Here is a 17,429-nt window from a genome sequence, read left to right as displayed (position 1 = left end):
TCATTCATGGATGAGAAATACCGCAGGGCCGTGGATGCCGCCGCCATTTTCTCCGAGACAGACCTCACCGGCCGCATCACCTATGTAAACGACCAATTCTGCGGCATGTCCGGCTACAGCCGCGACGAGTTGCTGGGGCGCAACCACCGGATCCTCAGTTCCGGGTTGCATCCTGCCGGGTTTTTCCAGGGGATGTGGCGCACCATCACCGAGGGTAAGGTCTGGCGCGGGGAAATCTGTAACCGTGCCAAGGACGGCTCGCTGTACTGGGTCGACAGCACCATGGTGCCGCTGGTCGATGAGCGGACCGGCAAGGTGCAGAAGTACGTGTCGATTCGTTTTGATGTCAGCGAAAAGCGCCAGTTGTTGCAGACCCTGCAATGGCGGGTCGGCCATGATGTGCTGACCGGGCTGCCCAACCGTGCCTATCTGTCTGAACTGCTCGTGCAATCCTTGGAGTTTTCCCGCAGCGAGCACATCCCCCTGGCGGTGTGCATGCTCGACCTGGACGGCTTCAAGGCGGTCAACGACGGCTACGGCCATGCCTCTGGCGACCTGTTGCTGGTGGAGGTCGCCAGCCGCCTGCGCGACATCATCCGTGGCGAAGATGTGGTCGCAAGGCTTGCCGGTGACGAGTTTGTGCTGATCCTGCGCTACGTGCGCGATGCCGAGGAGTTGAACCGCGCTTTGCGGCGCATCCTCACGGCCATTTCCGAGCCGTACTCGATCCTCGGCGCGCAGATCAACGTGTTTGCCAGCATTGGCGTCACGCTGTTCCCGTTGGATGACGAGGATGCCGACACCCTGCTGCGCCATGCCGACCAGGCGATGTACGTGGCCAAGCAAAGTGGCCGTAACCGCTACCAGCTGTTTGATGTGTCCCTGGAGCAGGAGGTCAAGGCCACCCACCAGACCGTGCAGCAGATTCGCCAGGCCCTGGCAGCGGGGGAGTTGTGCCTGCACTTCCATCCCAAGATCAACCTGCGCCACGGCCAGGTCGTGGGTTTTGAGGCATTGCTGCGCTGGCAGCACCCGATTCGCGGGCTGGTGTCGCCCAAGGATTTCCTGTCGTTGATCGAGCAGACCGACCTGATCGTCGATGTCGGCGAGTGGGTGATGGACCAGGTGCTGGCGCAGATACGCCAGTGGCAAGATGCCGGGCACTGCTGGCCGGTCAGCGTGAATATCGCGGCGCGACACTTCCAGCGCGCGGATTTTGTCGAGCGCTTGCAACAGCTGCTGGCCCAGCATCCTGACGTTGCGCCGCACATGCTCGACCTGGAGATCGCCGAATCGGTAGCCATCGATCATATCCAGCGCGTCACCGAGCACCTGGCGGCATGCCAGGCGCTGGGAGTGCGGTTTTCCCTGGACGATTTCGGCACGGGCTATTCGTCCCTCAGCTACCTCAAGCGCCTGCCCACCCAGACCATCAAGATCGACAAGTCGTTTGTGCGCGACATCCTGCATGACAAGGATGACCTCGCGCTGACCCAGGCGGTGATCGGCCTGGCCCGGGCATTTGGTCGCGAAGTGATCGCCGAGGGCCTGGAAACCCTCGAGCATGGCCAGTTGCTGCTGCGCATGGGCTGTGAAGTGGCGCAGGGCTATTACTTCGCCCAACCGATGCCGGCAGCCGAGGTGCCGGCCTGGGCGGCGGGGTTTGATCTGCTCAACTATGGCGCTGGCGGGGATTGAGGCAGGCGCCCAGCGTCGCCGGTATAGAGCAGGATGATTGCGTCAATCTCCCCGGACATTTTCATACGCAGCAGTGTGCGCAAAATCCGCTGCACGGGTAGGGCTGGGTCGTTGCGCACGTAGCAGCCCAGGCTCTGCTCTTCAATCACGGCCACCACGTGCAGCTTGCGACCTGCCGGTAACTGCTGATTGAAGCGTTCCAGGGTCCATTCGTTGGTGACCGCGTACTTGAAGCGTCCCGCCACCAGCTTTTGCAGCACTTGCTCTTCGCTGCGGGCGTCGTCGCGCTTGAGCTGGCCCTTGGCAAACAGCGGTTCGAGGGTCGGGTAGCTGTAGTTGAGCACCGTGCCGATATTCTGTGCCGCCAGCTGCGCCACATTCACCGACAGCGGCGGCACATGGGCGCTGGCCAGGACATTGCGCTGCACCCATAACGGAATGCTCCATATGTAGTCCCCGGACAGATTATTCAGCCACGCTTGTGCGACGTAGCAGCGCACATCAATCTCGCCGTGCTCCATGGCTGGAGCGATACGGGCCCGGGCCAGTACCTGGAACTGCGCCGGGTGGCCGACCTGGGTTGCCAGGCTGAGCATCAAGTCATACAAAATGCCCTGGGTCGGCTGGGCCCCCTCGATCTGCACCATGGGCATGGCCCAGCTGTCGGAAATGGCGAAGCGCAACGGGGCGGGCGCCGCCAGGCTCAGTGTGGTGATCATCCATAAAGCGCCCAGGACTACGCGCATAAACTCTCCGGGATCAGCCCTTTGCAGGGCGTGCCACTACCAGCTTAGTCAGATTAGGCGAGCGTGCCGGATGCAATTTCCCCCCTGCTCCGCTAGCATTACCGGCTTCCGCTTCCCAGTTGCGACGGTTTTCGATGAGTTATCAGGTTCTTGCACGTAAATGGCGTCCGCGCTCGTTCCGCGAAATGGTCGGCCAGACCCATGTGCTCAAGGCTCTGATCAATGCCTTGGACAGCCAACGGCTGCACCACGCCTACCTGTTCACCGGCACGCGCGGGGTGGGCAAGACCACCATTGCGCGGATCATTGCCAAGTGCCTGAACTGTGAGACCGGCATCACCTCGACGCCCTGCGGCACCTGCTCGGTGTGCCGGGAGATCGACGAAGGGCGCTTTGTCGACCTGATCGAAATCGACGCCGCGAGCCGCACCAAGGTCGAGGACACCCGCGAACTGCTGGACAACGTGCAGTACGCCCCCAGCCGCGGGCGCTTCAAGGTCTACCTGATCGACGAAGTGCACATGCTCTCCAGCCACTCCTTCAACGCCCTGTTGAAGACCCTGGAGGAGCCGCCGCCCTACGTTAAGTTCATCCTGGCCACCACCGATCCGCAGAAACTTCCTGCAACGATTTTGTCGCGGTGCCTGCAGTTCTCCCTGAAGAACATGACCCCTGAGCGGGTGGTCGAGCATTTGACCCACGTATTGGGTGTGGAGAACGTGCCGTTCGAAGACGATGCGCTGTGGCTGCTGGGCCGCGCCGCCGATGGCTCGATGCGCGATGCCATGAGCCTGACCGACCAGGCGATTGCCTTCGGTGAAGGCAAGGTAATGGCCGCCGACGTGCGCGCCATGCTCGGCACCCTCGATCACGGCCAAGTGTTCGACGTGCTGCATGCGCTGATCGAAGGCGACGCCAAGGCGCTGCTCGAAGCCGTGCGCCATCTGTCGGAGCAGGGGCCGGACTGGAATGGCGTGCTCTCGGAAATTCTCAATGTGCTGCACCGCGTCGCTATCGCCCAGGCCCTGCCTGAGGGGGTCGACAACGGCCACGGCGACCGCGACCGCGTATTGGCACTGGCCCAGGCGCTGCCGGCCGAAGATGTGCAGTTCTACTACCAGATGGGCCTGATCGGGCGCCGCGACCTGCCGTTGGCACCAGACCCGCGCGGCGGTTTCGAAATGGTCATGCTGCGCATGCTGGCGTTTCGCCCCGCGGATACCGCCGACGCGCCGAGACAGCCACTAAAGCCAGTGGGGATCAGCCAGGCCACAGTTGATTCCGCCAAACCAGTGGCTGGCGCGGCAGTCGTTGCGCCAGTAAGCGCGCCGCAACCTGTGGCCGCTGCTCCAGCCATGGTCGCGGTGGAGCCTGTGGCGCCTGTAGTGGCACCGCAGCCGATGGTCGAGCCCGAGCCCGCGCCGATAGTCGATCTGCCCTGGAATGAGCTGGCAGAGGCCGTGGTCGAGCTGGCTCCTGCCGTCGAGCCTGTCCTCGAAACCACCGGCGAGCAGCCTGAACTGACGCCGATGCCGACGCCAACCCCCGACAGCGTGGTACCCGACGCGCCGGAATGGGTCTCGGCACCCGTGCCCGAGCCGACTATTGCCGAAGTGGACGCCGCTACCCCAGGCATCGACCTGGATGACGAACCGCCGCTGGACGAAGATTACATCGAGCCGGACATGGATTCGGCCTACAGCTACCTGGACGACCTGGCCAGCGAGCACACCGCCGAGCCTGCGCCCGAGCCCGAGGCGGAGCCTGCCGCCATGCCGGCCACTGGCCTGGCCCTGCAATGGCTGGAGCTGTTCCCGAAATTGCCGATTTCCGGCATGACCGGCAGCATCGCCGCCAACTGCACGCTGATCGCTGTCGATGGCGATCACTGGCTGTTGCACCTGGACCCGGCCCACAGCGCCCTGTTCAACGCGACCCAGCAGCGCCGGCTCAACGATGCCCTGAACCAGTTCCACGAACGCACCCTGACGGTGACCATCGAGCTGATCAAGCCCGAGCAGGAAACTCCGGCCCAGGCCGCCACCCGTCGCCGGCTCAACCGCCAGCGCGAGGCCGAGGAGTCGATCCAGGCCGACCCGCTGATCCAGCAGATGATGGAGCAGTTTGGCGCAGTGGTGCGACACGATACTATTGAACCTGTCGAAGCCCAGGCTGCAGCGGGCTGATAATTGCAGGCGCCGTGCCCCGAGGCTCGGCGCCGTATTGATCCACGTACTTTTGAGGTGATTCCCATGATGAAAGGTGGCATGGCCGGCCTGATGAAGCAGGCGCAGCAGATGCAGGAAAAGATGGCCAAGATGCAGGAAGAACTGGCCAACGCCGAAGTCACCGGTAAAGCCGGTGGCGATATGGTCAGCGTGGTGATGACCGGTCGTCACGACATCAAGCGCGTGAGCATTGACCCAAGCGTATTGCCGGGCGTTGGCGAAGACGACCTGGAAATGCTCGAAGCCCTGTTCGCCGCGGCCGTCAACGACGCCGTGCGCAAGATCGAAGCCAACAGCCAGGACAAAATGTCCGGCGTGACCGCGGGCATGCAACTGCCGCCGGGCATGAAGCTGCCGTTCTGACCGGCCAGCGCAAGACTGAAAATGCCAGGCATCGCGCCTGGCATTTTTGTTTGTCTCGGGCACAATCGAACGTCAGCCCTGCAACAGCTGTCTGCACCCTATACCGCTGAATTCAATCACCGATATAAAGGAGCCTCGCTGATGACCCAAGCCATGACCCTTAACCAGCGCATCGTCCTGGTATCCCGCCCGCAGGGTGCGCCCGTGCCGGAAAACTTCCGCCTGGAGCGCGTGGCGCTGCCCGACCTGGCAGACGGCCAGGTCCTGCTCAAGACCCTGTTCCTGTCCCTGGACCCCTACATGCGTGGACGTATGAGTGACGCGCCGTCCTACGCAGCCCCGGTAGAAATCGGCGAGGTGATGACTGGCGGCGCTGTCAGCCGCATCGAACAGTCGCGCAACCCCAAGTTCGAGGTGGGTGACCTGGTGGTCGGCACCACCGGCTGGCAAAGCCATAGCATCAGTGACGGCCGCAATTTGATACCGGTGCCCAACGGCTTGCCAAGCCCGTCCATGGCCCTGGGTGTGCTGGGCATGCCCGGCATGACGGCCTACATGGGCCTGATGGATATCGGCCAACCCAAGGCCGGGGAAACCCTGGTGGTGGCGGCGGCCTCCGGTGCAGTGGGCTCGGTGGTTGGCCAGGTGGCCAAGCTCAAGGGCCTGCGGGTGGTTGGCATCGCGGGCGGCGCAGACAAATGCCGCTACGTGGTGGAAGAGTTGGGTTTTGACGCCTGCATCGATCACAAAGGCGCAGATTTTGCCGATGAGCTGGCCCAGGCCTGTTTCAAAGGGGTGGACATTTATTACGAGAACGTCGGCGGCAAGGTTTTCGACGCCGTACTGCCCCTGCTCAATCCCAAGGCGCGGATCCCCCTGTGTGGCCTGATTGCCGGCTACAACGCCCATGAGGCCCCCACCGGCCCTGACCGGCTGCCAGCGTTGCAACGCACCCTGTTGACCAAGCGCGTGCGCATCCAGGGCTTTATCGTGTTCGACGACTATGGCGACCGCCACCCGGAATTCATCAGCGCCATGGCGCCGTGGGTGCGGGACGGCAAGGTCAAGTTTCGCGAAGACGTGGTCGAGGGCCTTGAGCAGGCGCCCGAGGCCTTTATCGGCCTGTTGGAAGGGCGCAATTTCGGCAAGTTGGTCGTGCGTATTTGACGCTTATCCGAGGCGCGGGTATAAACCGCGTCTCGTTGTTTTGTCGGACCTTTGCCCCATGAGCTTCAGCCCTCTGATTCGTCAACTGATCGACGCCCTGCGCACCTTGCCGGGCGTGGGCCAGAAAACCGCCCAGCGTATGGCGCTGCAACTGCTGGAGCGTGACCGCAGCGGTGGCTCGCGGCTGGCCCAGGCCTTGAGCCAGGCCATGGAAGGCGTGGGCCATTGCCGTCAGTGCCGCACCCTTACCGAAGAAGAACTGTGCCCGCAATGCGCCGACCCCCGTCGCGACGACACCCTGCTGTGCGTGGTCGAAGGGCCGATGGACGTGTATGCGGTGGAGCAGACCGGCTACCGCGGGCGCTACTTCGTGCTCAAGGGCCACCTGTCGCCGCTTGACGGCCTGGGGCCTGAAGCCATTGGTATCCCGCAATTGGTGGCGCGCATTGAACAGCAGGGCACCTTTACCGAAGTGATCCTGGCCACCAACCCTACGGTGGAAGGGGAAGCCACGGCGCATTACATCGCGCAACTGCTGACCAACAAAGGCCTGATCACCTCGCGCATCGCCCACGGCGTGCCGTTGGGTGGTGAGCTGGAGTTGGTGGACGGCGGCACCCTGGCGCACTCGTTTGCCGGGCGTAAACCTATCGCGCTGTAAGCCAAACTCCCTGGGGCACGCTGGCTTGTGTGGGAGCTGGCTTGCCTGCGATGCAGGCACTGCGGTGTATCAGGGGGACCGAGGCGATACCATCGCAGGCAAGCCAGTTCCTACACAAGCATGCATATTGCATTTGCGTTCGGCTTGATAACCAAGCAAGCGCTTGGTAAGTTCGCTCCATCTCTGCATGGAGCTTGCCGATGTCTGCCTACCAGGAATATTTCGACCCCAGTCACCAATTGGTCCGCGACAGCGTGCGCCGTTTTGTCGAGCGCGAGATTGTGCCGGGCATCGAGCAGTGGGAGGAGGCCGAACACTTCCCCCGCAAGCTGTACCTCAAGGCCGGTGCGGCGGGGATTCTCGGGATCGGTTACCCCGAAGCCCTCGGCGGCAGTCATGAAGGCGACCTGTTCGCCAAGGTGGCCGCCAGCGAAGAGCTGATGCGCTGTGGCTCCGGCGGCGTGGTGGCGGGGCTGGGCTCGTTGGATATCGGCCTGCCGCCCATCGTCAAATGGGCCCGCCCCGAAATCCGCGAGCGCGTGGCCCCGCAGGTCTTGTCTGGCGAGAAGATCATGGCCCTGGCCGTCACCGAGCCCGGTGGTGGCTCCGACGTGGCCAGCCTGCAAACCCGTGCCGTGCGCGATGGCGATTGCTATCGGGTCAGTGGCAGCAAAACCTTTATTACCAGTGGCGTGCGCGCCGACTACTACACCGTCGCCGTACGTACCGGCGGGCCGGGCTTTGCCGGCATCAGCCTGTTGCTGATCGAGAAGGGCACACCTGGCTTCACCGTCGGCCAACCGCTGAAGAAAATGGGCTGGTGGGCGTCGGACACTGCCGAGTTGTTCTTCGACAATTGCCAGGTGCCCGTAGGCAACCTGATCGGCAGCGAAAACATGGGGTTTGCCTGCATCATGGGCAACTTCCAGAGCGAACGCCTGGCCCTGGCATTGATGGCCAACATGACCGCGCAGATGGCCCTGGAAGAGAGCCTGAAGTGGGCTGCGCAGCGCGAGGCCTTTGGCAAGCCGATTGGCAAGTTCCAGGTGCTCAAGCACCGCCTGGCGGAGATGGCCACGGCGGTCGAGGTTTCCCGCGAGTTCACCTACCGCCAGGCCGCGAAGATGGCGGCGGGCAAGAGTGTGATCAAGGAGATTTCCATGGCCAAGAACCTGGCCACCGACACCGCCGACCGGGTGACGTATGACGCGGTGCAGATCCTGGGAGGCCTGGGTTATATGCGCGGCAGCCTGGTGGAGCGGCTGTACCGGGATAACCGGATTTTGTCGATTGGTGGCGGGACGCGGGAGGTGATGAATGAAATCATCAGTAAGCAGATGGGGTTGTGATTGAGGGTGTTATTACTGGCCTCATCGCGGGCAAGCCCGCTCCTACATTTTGATTTGTGAACCCATTCAAAAGTGGGAGCGGGCTTGCCCGCGATGAGGCCCGCAAGACCAGCGCAAATTACCGCTCAGTCAAATCAAACTGCGTCAAACAGAAGGTCGCGATCCCCATATCCTCCAAACGCTGCGAGCCCCCCAGCTCCGGCAGATCAATAATCGCCGCTGCCTCGAAAATCCGTGCCCCCATGCGCCGCGCCAGATTAGCCGCAGCAATCAAGGTGCCACCCGTGGCGATCAGGTCATCGAACATCAACACCGAATCCCCTTCGCACAGGCTGTCGGCGTGTACTTCGAGGAACGCTTCGCCGTATTCGGTCTGATAGCCCTCGGACAGTACGTCTGCTGGCAGCTTGCCCTGTTTGCGGAACAGGATCAGCGGCTTGTTCAGTTGATAGGCAATCACCGAACCGATCAGAAAGCCACGGGCATCCATCGCGCCGATATGGCTGAACTCGGCTTCGACGTAGCGATGGATAAAGGTATCGGCCACCAGGCGCATGGCCTTGGGCGACTGGAACAGCGGCGTGATATCACGAAAGATCACCCCAGGCTTGGGGAAGTCGATGACGGGGCGAATCAGGGATTTGATGTCGAAGGAGTCGAAAGCCATCGTCGGGAGTCCTGGGCGCAAAGACTTCGCAGTATACCTGCGGCCTCGCCGGTTGGCTTGGCCGCAAGTGTCGCGCCCCTGGTCCGGCGGTCAGCCGTCGAGGGAGCCGCCGGCCAGTGCGCAGAGCTGGATCGGGTCGAGGATGTGTACTTCCTTGCCCTCGGCGGCAATCAGTTCGTTCTGCTGGAAGCGCGTGAATACCCGGGATACGGTTTCCACCGCCAGGCCCAGGTAATTGCCGATTTCGTTGCGCGACATGCTCAGGCGGAACTGATTGGCCGAGAAACCCCGGGCGCGGAAACGCGCCGACAGGTTGACCAGGAAGGTGGCAATCCGTTCGTCGGCGGTTTTTTTCGACAACAGCAGCATCATTTGCTGGTCGTCACGGATTTCCCGGCTCATCACGCGCATCAACTGGCGGCGCAACTGCGGCAATTGCAGGGCCAGTTCGTCCAGGCGTTCGAACGGGATCTCGCACACCGACGTGGTTTCCAGGGCCTGAGCCGACACCGGGTGAATCTCGGTGTCCATGCCCGACAGGCCCACCAGCTCGCTGGGCAGGTGGAAGCCGGTGATCTGTTCTTCGCCGCTGTCGCTCAGGCTGAACGTCTTCAAGGCGCCCGAGCGTACTGCATAGACGGAATCGAACTTGTCACCCTGGCGAAACAGAAACTCGCCTTTCTTCAGGGGGCGACCACGTTTAACGATTTCGTCCAGCGCATCCATGTCTTCCAGATTCAGCGAAAGTGGCAAGCAGAGGGGCGCCAGGCTGCAATCCTTGCAGTGAGCCTGGCTATGAGCGCGCAGTTTAACTGGCTCGGACATTTCTTAAATCCTTGTGGGAAAACACACATAAGACGTAAGGGTACCGCACTGAGGGACTATCAGGCCAGCCTGTACAAAAAACCGGCAGGGGTATAAAGAATTTTACCCCGCGGCCGATGAACTGCTAACGACCAAGAGCTTGGAGGCTCACGATATGCTTTCCATCGACGGCAATCTCCCGTCCCGCACCACTGTGCCGACGCTGCTTGAACCGAAAAAAACCAGCACCGTGGGCGCCGGTACCGAATCAACGGCGCTGGGTGAAACCCAGCCTGCCGAAGGCGTGAGCGTGACCTTTTCCGGTGCGTCGCTGAAGGCTGCCAGCGCCGAGAAGACCGCCAACGACGATATCGAAGAAAGCGGGCTGGACGAGAACGTGCAGAAACTGCTGAAAATGATTCGCCAGTTGAAGCAGCAGATCGCGGAAAAGATGGCAGAGATGTCGGCGATCATGTCCGACAAGCGCCTCAGCCCGGAGCAGGTCCTGGCGAAACTGAGCGGCGTGCAATCGGCGTTGGGCGGCTTGCAAGCCTCGCTGACCGGCGCCTATGCGTCGTTGAGCGAAGCGATGAAGAACCTGAGCGCCGAAGACGCGGTGAAGGCCGCCTCGTTGATGGCCAAGTAACCCGGCTTAGATCACCCGCGAAAATCGCTGCCTATTCTGTTGCTCCAGATAGGCATCGAACACCATGCACACCGAGCGCACCAGCAGGCGTCCGGCCGGCAGTACCCGAATGCCTTCGGCGTCGAGTTCGATCAGGCCGTCACTGGCCATGGCTTGGAGTTGTGGCCAAAGCTCGGCGAAATAGCCGCGAAAATCCACGGTGAAGGCCTGCTCGATGCTTTCGAAGTCCAGGCTGAAGTGACAGATAAGCTGTTGAATCACCGCCCGGCGCAAACGATCGTCCGCCGTGCAGAGCAGGCCGCGACTGGTGGCCAGTTGCGCCCCCGCCAGGGCGTTCTGGTAGTGATTCAGGTCGCTGCTGTTCTGGCAGTACAGGTCACCAATCTGACTGATGGCCGAAACGCCGAGCCCGATCAAATCGCAGTGACCGTGGGTGGTGTAGCCCTGGAAGTTGCGCTGCAGGGTGGACTCTTCCTGGGCAATGGCCAATTCGTCATCGGGCAGGGCGAAGTGGTCCATGCCGATGTAGTTGTAGCCAGCCGCCGTCAACTGTTCGATGGTTTCCTGCAGCATCTGCAATTTGACGGCGGGGGCCGGCAGGTCTTCGCCGTTGATCCGCCGCTGGGGCAGGAAGCGTTCCGGCAGGTGGGCATAGTTGAACACCGACAGGCGGTCGGGTTGCAGGCTGATGACCTCGGCCACCGTGCGGGCGAAATGCTCCGGGGTCTGCTTGGGCAGGCCGTAGATCAGGTCGATATTGATCGAGCGAAACTGCAGGGTGCGCGCCGCATCGATCACCGCGCGGGTTTCTTCCAGGCTTTGCAGGCGATTGACCGCCCGCTGCACTTCGGGGTCCAGGTCCTGCACGCCGATGCTCACGCGGTTGAAACCCAGTTCACGCAGCAGGCCCATGGTGGCCCAGTCGGCTTCCCGGGGGTCGATCTCGATGCCGTAGTCGCCGGAGTCGTCATCCAGCAGGTTGAAATGCTGGCGCAGTTGCGCCATCAGTTGGCGCAATTCGTCGTGGCTGAGAAAGGTCGGCGTGCCGCCGCCAAAATGCAGTTGCTGCACCCGTTGGTTGGGGTCCAGGTGACAGGCGACCAGTTGAATCTTTTGTTCCAGGCGTTGCAGGTAGGCCTGGGCGCGACCGCGGTCCTTGGTGATGACTTTGTTGCAGGCGCAGTAGTAGCAAATGTTCGCGCAGAACGGCACGTGCACATACAGCGACAGCGGGCGCACCGCCTTGCGGCTGTCGCGCAGGGCGTGCAGCAGGTCGAAAGTGCCGACCTGGCTGGTGAATTGTACGGCGGTGGGGTAGGAGGTGTAGCGCGGCCCCGCGAGGTCGTAGCGATGAATCAGATCAGTATCCCAACGAATGGCGTCGAGCATGCGGGCGTTCCCCGGATTGGCTAGTGGGCCGAGTCTAGGGGCATGGCCGGGCGGTCATCTTGATTTGTATCAAAGGGGAGCGGCGCTATGCCACATGGCCTTTTAGTGGCCCATCAGCCAGTGCTGATGGGGGCCGGGTAGGGTCCAGATCCCGAACACCATCACCAGCAGGCCGCCCGCCACGCGCACACTGCGCTTGCGCAACAGCGCGGTGACACGCTCCGCCGCCAGCCCGGTGGCGAGCAAGACCGGCCAGGTGCCAAGGCCGAAGGCCAGCATTAGCAACCCGCTATCCATCGCATTGCCCTGGCTGGCCGCCCACAACAAGGTGCTGTAGACCAGGCCGCACGGCAACCAACCCCACAGCGCGCCCAGCAGCAAGGCGCGGGGCAGGCTGGACACCGGCAGCAAACGGCTGGCAAACGGCTGGATATGGCGCCACAGGCCGCGGCCGAGGCTTTCGATACGGGTCAGGCCGCTCCACCAGCCGGCCAGGTACAGGCCCATGGTGATCAACAGCAGGCCCGCGAGGATGCGCATGAACATCGCCGCCGGGCTGTTGGCCACGGCCCAGCCGGCCAGGCCAATCAATACGCCGGCGCAGGCATAGCTGAGGATGCGTCCCAGGTTGTACGCCAGCAGCAGGCGAAAGCGCCGGCTGCGTTGCTCCGGGGGGATGGCCAGGGTCAGCGCGCCCATCAGGCCGCCGCACATGCCCAGGCAATGGCCGCCGCCCAGCAGGCCGAGGATCAGCGCAGAAACCAGCAGCGGCGCGAGGTCAAGCATGGGGCGGCGCCGGCTCGTCAGGCTTGGTCGGTGGTTGCGCATGGCTGCTGGCTTCGTCGACAGCGGCCAGGTGCTTGGGGTCCTGGTCGTCGAACAACACGCTGTGGGCCGGCCCGTCGAGGTCGTCATACTGGCCGCTGTCCACCGCCCAGAAGAAGATGTAGATGGCGATGGCGACGATCAGCAGCGCCGCTGGAATCATTACGTAAAGAGCTGGCATCGCTACTCCATGCCCGCGCGGCTCAAGCCGGCAGCGGGCGGGGCTGTGGGGTGGTGCTCGCGGCACTGGCGCGCGGCAGGCGTGTCAGGCGCAGGGCGTTGAGCACCACGGTCAACGAACTGAGGGACATGCCGATCGCAGCCCAGATCGGCGTGATCCAACCGAGGGCGGCGAACGGCAACATCAGGCCATTGTACAGCCCGGCCCACAGCAGGTTTTCAATGATTACCCGGCGCGTGCGCCGGGCCAGGCTGAAGGCTTGCACCAGGGCGTCCAGGCGGTTGGACAACAGCACCGCATCGGCGCTGGTTTTCGCCAGGTCAGTGGCCGAGCCCATGGCCACGCTGATATCGGCGGCGGCCAACACCGGCACGTCATTCACGCCGTCCCCGAGCATCAGCACCTTGCGGCCTTCCTTGTGCAGTTGTTGCAGCACCTGCAGCTTGTCATCCGGGCGCAGGCCGCCACGGGCTTCATCAATCCCCAATTCGGCGGCGACGCTGGCGACCATCGGCGAGCTGTCACCCGACAGCAACAAGGTACGCCAGCCCCGCGCCTTGCACGCGGCCAGCAGCGCCGGTGCATCGCTGCGCAGGCGATCATCCAGGACAAACCATGCCAGGGCCCCGCTGGTATCGCCCAGCAGCAGCCATTGGCCAGCGTCTTGCGGCGAATCGGGAATCCCACAGCCGCTTAATTCACAGACAAAAGCGGGTTGGCCAATGCGCAGCAGGCGTTCGCCGACACGCCCTTCGAGCCCCAGGCCAGGGGTGCTGAGCACCTCATCAGCTGCCAGCGGCGCGCGGCCAAAGGCCCGGGCAATCGGGTGTTCGGAGCGGTTTTCGAGGGCGGCGGCCAGGGCCAGGGCGAGATCGCTGCTCATGCTGCCCAGCGGCCGGATGGCGCGCAGGGCCAGGCGGCCTTCGGTGAGGGTGCCGGTCTTGTCGAAAATCACTGTGTCGATCTGGTTCAAGCCTTCCAGCACATGGCCACGGGTCAGCAGCAGGCCGAGTTTATGCAGAGTGCCGGTGGCGGCGGTCAAGGCCGTGGGGGTTGCCAGGGACAGGGCGCACGGGCAAGTCGCCACCAGCATCGCCAGGACAATCCAGAATGCTCGCGATGAATCCAGCTCCCACCACAGCAGGCCGATCACAGCGGCGGCGATCAGTGAGCAGAGCAGGAACCATTGCGCGGCGCGGTCGGCGATTTCTGCCAGGCGCGGTTTTTCGGCCTGGGCCCGCTCCAGCAGGCGCACGATGGCCGACAAGCGGGTGTCGTGGCCCAGGGCGCGCACTTGCACGGTCAACGCGCCTTCGACGTTGAGGGTGCCAGCGGTGACGCTATCGCCGGCCTGTCGCGGTTGTGGCAGGTATTCGCCGGTGAGCAGGGATTCATCAATGCTCGATTGGCCCTCCAGGATCACCCCGTCAGCCGGCAGGATCGCGCCCGGATGCACCAGCACCCGGTCGCCCAGGGCCAGTTCGGTGAGCAGGATGCGTTCGCTCTGGCCATCGCCTTTGAGGCGCAGGCACGAGGCCGGTAGCAGGTTGACCAACTGGGCGGTGGCGGCGGCCGTGCGCTCGCGGGCACGGCGCTCCAGGTAGCGGCCGGCCAGCAGGAACAGGGCGAACATGCCCACGGCATCGAAATACAGCTCGCCCACTCCCGTTATCGCGGTCCAGATCCCCGCGAGGTAAGCGCCGCCGATGGCCAGTGACACCGAGACATCCATGGTCAGGTGGCGAGTGCGCAGGTCGCGCATGGCGCCCTTGAAAAACGGCGCGCAGCTGTAGAACACGATGGGGGTGGTCAAAAACAGCGCGACCCAGCGCAGGATCACGTGCAGCTCGGGGCTCAGGTCGATATTGAATTCCGGCCAGGTGGCCATGGTTGCCATCATCGCCTGGAACCACAGCAGGCCGGCGACGCCGAGTTGGCGCAGGGCCAGGCGGTTTTCGCTGGCCAGTTGTTCGGCGGCGCGGTCGGCTTGATAGGGGTGGGCGGCGTAGCCGATCTGGCGCAGCTCGCTGAGCACCTGGCTCAACGGCAACTGCCCATCGGCCCAGCGCACATGCAGGCGATGGTTGGACAGGTTCAGTCGCGCCTCGGCCACGGCGGGCAGGCTGCGCAGGTGTTTTTCGATCAGCCAGCCGCAGGCGGCGCAACTGATGCCTTCCATCAACAGGGTGGCTTCGGCCAGGTCGCCGTCGTGGCGCACGAAGGGTTTTTGCACATCGGCGCGGTCGTACAGCGCCAGTTCGTCGACCAACTGCACGGGCAGCGCTTCGGGGTTGGCCGAGGCCTCGCTGCGGTGTTGGTAATAGCTTTCCAGCCCGCCTGCGACAATCGCCTCGGCCACCGCCTGGCAACCCGGGCAGCAGAGCTCGCGGGACTCGCCAAGGATCACCGCAGTGAAGCGGCTGCCGGGCGGGACGGGGAGGGCGCAGTGGTAGCAGGGGGTTGGGGTGGTCATGGTTTTGGATCTGTGTGGGCGGGGAGGGCCTCATCGCGGGCAAGCCCGCTCCTACAAGGTTATCGCACACTCCCTGTAGGAGCCGGCTTGCCGGCGATGCGCGAAGCGCGGCTGTCAGTTCTTCAGGTCTTCAGCACCCTGCAACGGCTCGTCACCTAAATTCAAGTCGGTGCCATGGCTGACTTCTTCCTCTTCAAACATGCGCCAGGTCCTGTCGCCTTCGACCCCCAGCAGTTCGACGAAGCGCCGCCCCTCGACCTTGTCGGTCACCTGGCCGATGTACCGCCCCGGCTCGCTCTGGCTGCGGGTGAGCACGACCTTGCGGTCTTTCTCCGGCTGGGTCGGCGAAATCAGGTTCAGCTCCAGAGTAGTCGGCCCGCTGTTGCCGGTGAGGAACAGTTCCACTTCACCGGTCAGTTCATCCAGGTGCAGGGTGGCGCGCATTTGCAGGGTCTGGGCCAGCAGTTCGCGGTCCAGGGAGCGGTTGATGCCTTTGCCGGCCTCGTAGTAGTTGTCGTTGACCAGGTTGTCCGGGTTGTTCACCGCGATGGTCACCATGGACAAGGTCAGCGTCACCGAGCAGGCCAGGATGGCAATGATGATCCAGGGCCAGAGGTGCTTGTACCAGGGGCTTGCGGCAGTTGCTACGGGCATTGTTCTGCTCTCTTTTAACGAATTTGTGGGCCGATGAACCGGCTCTTGGCTTCAACGTGGACGCTGTCATCGTCAGCATCCTTGAGGATGAATTTCACCTCGTTGGTGCTCGATGGCAATTGTTCCGGCGCGCTCGACAGCTCCACCGGCATGGTGAAGATTTCCCCGGCGGCGACCTTGATCTCGCGCTTGCCTTGCAGCTTGAGGTCCGGCAGGCCGCTGGCGTCCAGCACGTAGGTGTGGTCGTGCTGGTCCTTGTTCATGATTTTCAGGCTGTAGACGTTCTCGATCCGCCCTTCGGCGTTTTCGCGGTAGAGCACGCGGTCCTTGCTGACGTCGAAACCCACCAGCGAGCGCATGAAAAACGCCGTGGCCAGCAGGCTGATCATCGCCAGCAGCACCAGCGCATAGCCGATCAGGCGCGGGCGCAACTTGTGGGTCTTTTGCCCCGACAGGTTATGTTCGGTGGTGTAGCTGATCAACCCGCGAGGGTAGTCCATCTTGTCCATGATGGTGTCGCAGGCGTCGATGCAGGCGGCGCAGCCAATGCACTCGATCTGCAGGCCGTCACGGATGTCGATCCCGGTGGGGCAGACCTGCACGCACATGGTGCAGTCGATGCAATCCCCCAGGCCCTGGGCCTTGTAGTCGATGCCTTTCTTGCGTGGGCCACGCACTTCGCCACGACGGGGGTCATAGGAGACGATCAGGGTGTCCTTGTCGAACATCACGCTCTGGAAGCGCGCATACGGACACATGTAGATGCACACTTGTTCACGCAGCCAGCCGGCGTTGCCGTAGGTGGCGAGGGTGAAGAAGCCGACCCAGAAGTACGACCAGCCATCGGCTTGGCCTGTGAAGAAGTCGAAGACCAGTTCGCGGATCGGCGAAAAGTAGCCGACAAAGGTCATGCCGGTAACAAAACCGATGATCAGCCACAGGCTGTGCTTGCTGAGTTTACGCAGGAACTTGTTGGCGCTCATCGGCGCCTTGTCCAGCTTGATCCGCTGGTTGCGGTCGCCTTCGGTGACCTTTTCGCACCACATGTAGATCCAGGTCCACACGCTTTGCGGGCAGGTGTAGCCGCACCAGATCCGCCCGGCGTACACGGTGATAAAGAACAGGCCAAAGGCCGAGATGATCAGGATGCCCGACAGCAGGATGAAGTCCTGGGGCCAGAATGTCGCACCGAAAATGAAGAATTTACGCTCTGGCAGGTTCCACCAGACGGCCTGGTGCCCGCCCCAGTTCAGCCACACCGTACCGAAGTACAGCAGGAACAACCCGGCACCGCCGAGCATCCGCAGATTGCGGAACATCCCGGTGAACGCACGGGTGTAGATTTTCTCCCGCGAGGCGTAGAGATCGACGGTGTCGCTGGTTTTTTTGGCAGGCGGGGTAACGTCATGTACCGGAATCTGGTTGCTCATCATTGCATCCCACGGCAGTGGAGATTTGCCTCGGCCAGTACGTGCCAGCCGGGGTCAAAATAGGGGTCTTGCAGTGGCGTAATGATACGCCTGTAGTACCGATGAACGGGTGCGACCTTTGGTCGCGTTGGGGGAAATCAATTGATGG

General features: G+C 62.9%; 16 protein-coding genes. 7 read left to right on the top strand and 9 right to left on the bottom strand.

Translation table 11 applies throughout. From position 1 onward, the window contains the following. Positions 1-6 precede the first annotated feature (6 nt). Positions 7-1,698: a putative bifunctional diguanylate cyclase/phosphodiesterase gene (locus AC19YY_RS15260; RefSeq protein ID WP_170043323.1), complete on the top strand. Its 1,692-nt coding sequence runs from the start codon at positions 7-9 to the stop codon at positions 1,696-1,698. Here AC19YY_RS15260 and AC19YY_RS15255 read toward each other — a convergent pair. Beyond that, entirely contained in the window at positions 1,677-2,444 is a 768-nt protein-coding gene (locus AC19YY_RS15255; protein ID WP_170043324.1) for a substrate-binding periplasmic protein, read from the bottom strand. The genes AC19YY_RS15260 and AC19YY_RS15255 overlap by 22 nt on opposite strands. A gap of 134 nt (positions 2,445-2,578) precedes the next feature. Here AC19YY_RS15255 and dnaX point away from each other — a divergent pair, with 134 nt between their 5' ends. From dnaX to AC19YY_RS15230, 5 genes are all read left to right on the top strand, one after another. Then, on the top strand, positions 2,579-4,630 hold the full coding sequence (gene dnaX / locus AC19YY_RS15250; protein WP_500604445.1) for a DNA polymerase III subunit gamma/tau: 2,052 nt from the start codon (positions 2,579-2,581) through the stop codon (positions 4,628-4,630). Positions 4,631-4,696: 66 nt separating this feature from the next. Then, a complete protein-coding gene (locus AC19YY_RS15245; RefSeq protein ID WP_003193199.1) occupies positions 4,697-5,035 on the top strand; it encodes a YbaB/EbfC family nucleoid-associated protein in 339 nt (112 codons plus the stop codon). A 141-nt stretch (positions 5,036-5,176) separates the two neighbouring features. Then, complete coding sequence (gene curA, locus AC19YY_RS15240; RefSeq protein ID WP_500604444.1) at positions 5,177-6,202, top strand: NADPH-dependent curcumin/dihydrocurcumin reductase; 1,026 nt, start codon at positions 5,177-5,179, stop codon at positions 6,200-6,202. 58 nt (positions 6,203-6,260) lie between these two features. Continuing rightward, positions 6,261-6,863, top strand: a complete 603-nt coding sequence (recR, locus tag AC19YY_RS15235) for a recombination mediator RecR (RefSeq protein WP_172313180.1) — start codon at positions 6,261-6,263, stop codon at positions 6,861-6,863. A gap of 200 nt (positions 6,864-7,063) precedes the next feature. Continuing rightward, positions 7,064-8,212, top strand: coding sequence for an acyl-CoA dehydrogenase family protein (locus AC19YY_RS15230; RefSeq protein WP_500604443.1), 1,149 nt, complete (start codon positions 7,064-7,066; stop codon positions 8,210-8,212). 118 nt (positions 8,213-8,330) lie between these two features. Here the strand turns inward: AC19YY_RS15230 and AC19YY_RS15225 are convergent, their stop codons facing one another. Continuing rightward, the gene (locus AC19YY_RS15225; protein WP_500604442.1) at positions 8,331-8,879 is read right to left on the bottom strand and encodes an adenine phosphoribosyltransferase; all 549 of its coding nucleotides are present in this window, start codon (positions 8,877-8,879) and stop codon (positions 8,331-8,333) included. 90 nt (positions 8,880-8,969) lie between these two features. Beyond that, positions 8,970-9,704 (bottom strand): fumarate/nitrate reduction transcriptional regulator Fnr, encoded by a 735-nt coding sequence (gene fnr, locus AC19YY_RS15220; RefSeq protein ID WP_032863348.1) that lies wholly within the window; start codon positions 9,702-9,704, stop codon positions 8,970-8,972. 154 nt (positions 9,705-9,858) lie between these two features. On the opposite strand from fnr, the gene AC19YY_RS15215 reads away from it, so the two are divergent. After that, a complete protein-coding gene (locus AC19YY_RS15215; RefSeq protein ID WP_057960322.1) occupies positions 9,859-10,329 on the top strand; it encodes a hypothetical protein in 471 nt (156 codons plus the stop codon). A gap of 6 nt (positions 10,330-10,335) precedes the next feature. Here the strand turns inward: AC19YY_RS15215 and hemN are convergent, their stop codons facing one another. From hemN to ccoG, 6 genes are all read right to left on the bottom strand, one after another. Further along, positions 10,336-11,718 carry an oxygen-independent coproporphyrinogen III oxidase gene (gene hemN, locus AC19YY_RS15210; protein WP_500604441.1) on the bottom strand — a complete coding sequence of 461 codons (1,383 nt, stop codon included), beginning with the start codon at positions 11,716-11,718 and terminating at the stop codon, positions 10,336-10,338. Positions 11,719-11,820: 102 nt separating this feature from the next. Then, positions 11,821-12,504, bottom strand: a complete 684-nt coding sequence (locus AC19YY_RS15205) for a sulfite exporter TauE/SafE family protein (RefSeq protein WP_492634302.1) — start codon at positions 12,502-12,504, stop codon at positions 11,821-11,823. Then, entirely contained in the window at positions 12,497-12,724 is a 228-nt protein-coding gene (gene ccoS, locus AC19YY_RS15200; RefSeq protein WP_169954209.1) for a cbb3-type cytochrome oxidase assembly protein CcoS, read from the bottom strand. The genes AC19YY_RS15205 and ccoS overlap by 8 nt, the downstream gene beginning before the upstream one ends. 22 nt (positions 12,725-12,746) lie before the next feature. Then, positions 12,747-15,197: a heavy metal translocating P-type ATPase gene (locus AC19YY_RS15195; protein WP_500604440.1), complete on the bottom strand. Its 2,451-nt coding sequence runs from the start codon at positions 15,195-15,197 to the stop codon at positions 12,747-12,749. Between the two features lie 114 nt (positions 15,198-15,311). Further along, the gene (locus AC19YY_RS15190; RefSeq protein WP_500604439.1) at positions 15,312-15,851 is read right to left on the bottom strand and encodes a FixH family protein; all 540 of its coding nucleotides are present in this window, start codon (positions 15,849-15,851) and stop codon (positions 15,312-15,314) included. A 14-nt stretch (positions 15,852-15,865) separates the two neighbouring features. Continuing rightward, on the bottom strand, positions 15,866-17,281 hold the full coding sequence (gene ccoG / locus AC19YY_RS15185) for a cytochrome c oxidase accessory protein CcoG (protein WP_169954207.1): 1,416 nt from the start codon (positions 17,279-17,281) through the stop codon (positions 15,866-15,868). Positions 17,282-17,429 lie beyond the last annotated feature (148 nt).

The sequence above is a fragment of the Pseudomonas sp. MF09156 genome, from assembly GCF_059862305.1.
Note: the sequence above shows the minus strand (reverse complement) of the source record. Positions and strands in the feature narration are given on the sequence as shown.

Bases quoted from the DNA above. Each gene is read 5' to 3' on its own strand.
- AC19YY_RS15260 (WP_170043323.1), top strand. From the start codon at position 7: ATGGATGAGAAATACCGCAGGGCCGTGGATGCCGCCGCCATTTTCTCC.
- AC19YY_RS15255 (WP_170043324.1), bottom strand. From the start codon at position 2,444: ATGCGCGTAGTCCTGGGCGCTTTATGGATGATCACCACACTGAGCCTG.
- dnaX (WP_500604445.1), top strand. From the start codon at position 2,579: ATGAGTTATCAGGTTCTTGCACGTAAATGGCGTCCGCGCTCGTTCCGC.
- AC19YY_RS15245 (WP_003193199.1), top strand. From the start codon at position 4,697: ATGATGAAAGGTGGCATGGCCGGCCTGATGAAGCAGGCGCAGCAGATG.
- curA (WP_500604444.1), top strand. From the start codon at position 5,177: ATGACCCAAGCCATGACCCTTAACCAGCGCATCGTCCTGGTATCCCGC.
- recR (WP_172313180.1), top strand. From the start codon at position 6,261: ATGAGCTTCAGCCCTCTGATTCGTCAACTGATCGACGCCCTGCGCACC.
- AC19YY_RS15230 (WP_500604443.1), top strand. From the start codon at position 7,064: ATGTCTGCCTACCAGGAATATTTCGACCCCAGTCACCAATTGGTCCGC.
- AC19YY_RS15225 (WP_500604442.1), bottom strand. From the start codon at position 8,879: ATGGCTTTCGACTCCTTCGACATCAAATCCCTGATTCGCCCCGTCATC.
- fnr (WP_032863348.1), bottom strand. From the start codon at position 9,704: ATGTCCGAGCCAGTTAAACTGCGCGCTCATAGCCAGGCTCACTGCAAG.
- AC19YY_RS15215 (WP_057960322.1), top strand. From the start codon at position 9,859: ATGCTTTCCATCGACGGCAATCTCCCGTCCCGCACCACTGTGCCGACG.
- hemN (WP_500604441.1), bottom strand. From the start codon at position 11,718: ATGCTCGACGCCATTCGTTGGGATACTGATCTGATTCATCGCTACGAC.
- AC19YY_RS15205 (WP_492634302.1), bottom strand. From the start codon at position 12,504: ATGCTTGACCTCGCGCCGCTGCTGGTTTCTGCGCTGATCCTCGGCCTG.
- ccoS (WP_169954209.1), bottom strand. From the start codon at position 12,724: ATGCCAGCTCTTTACGTAATGATTCCAGCGGCGCTGCTGATCGTCGCC.
- AC19YY_RS15195 (WP_500604440.1), bottom strand. From the start codon at position 15,197: ATGACCACCCCAACCCCCTGCTACCACTGCGCCCTCCCCGTCCCGCCC.
- AC19YY_RS15190 (WP_500604439.1), bottom strand. From the start codon at position 15,851: ATGCCCGTAGCAACTGCCGCAAGCCCCTGGTACAAGCACCTCTGGCCC.
- ccoG (WP_169954207.1), bottom strand. From the start codon at position 17,281: ATGAGCAACCAGATTCCGGTACATGACGTTACCCCGCCTGCCAAAAAA.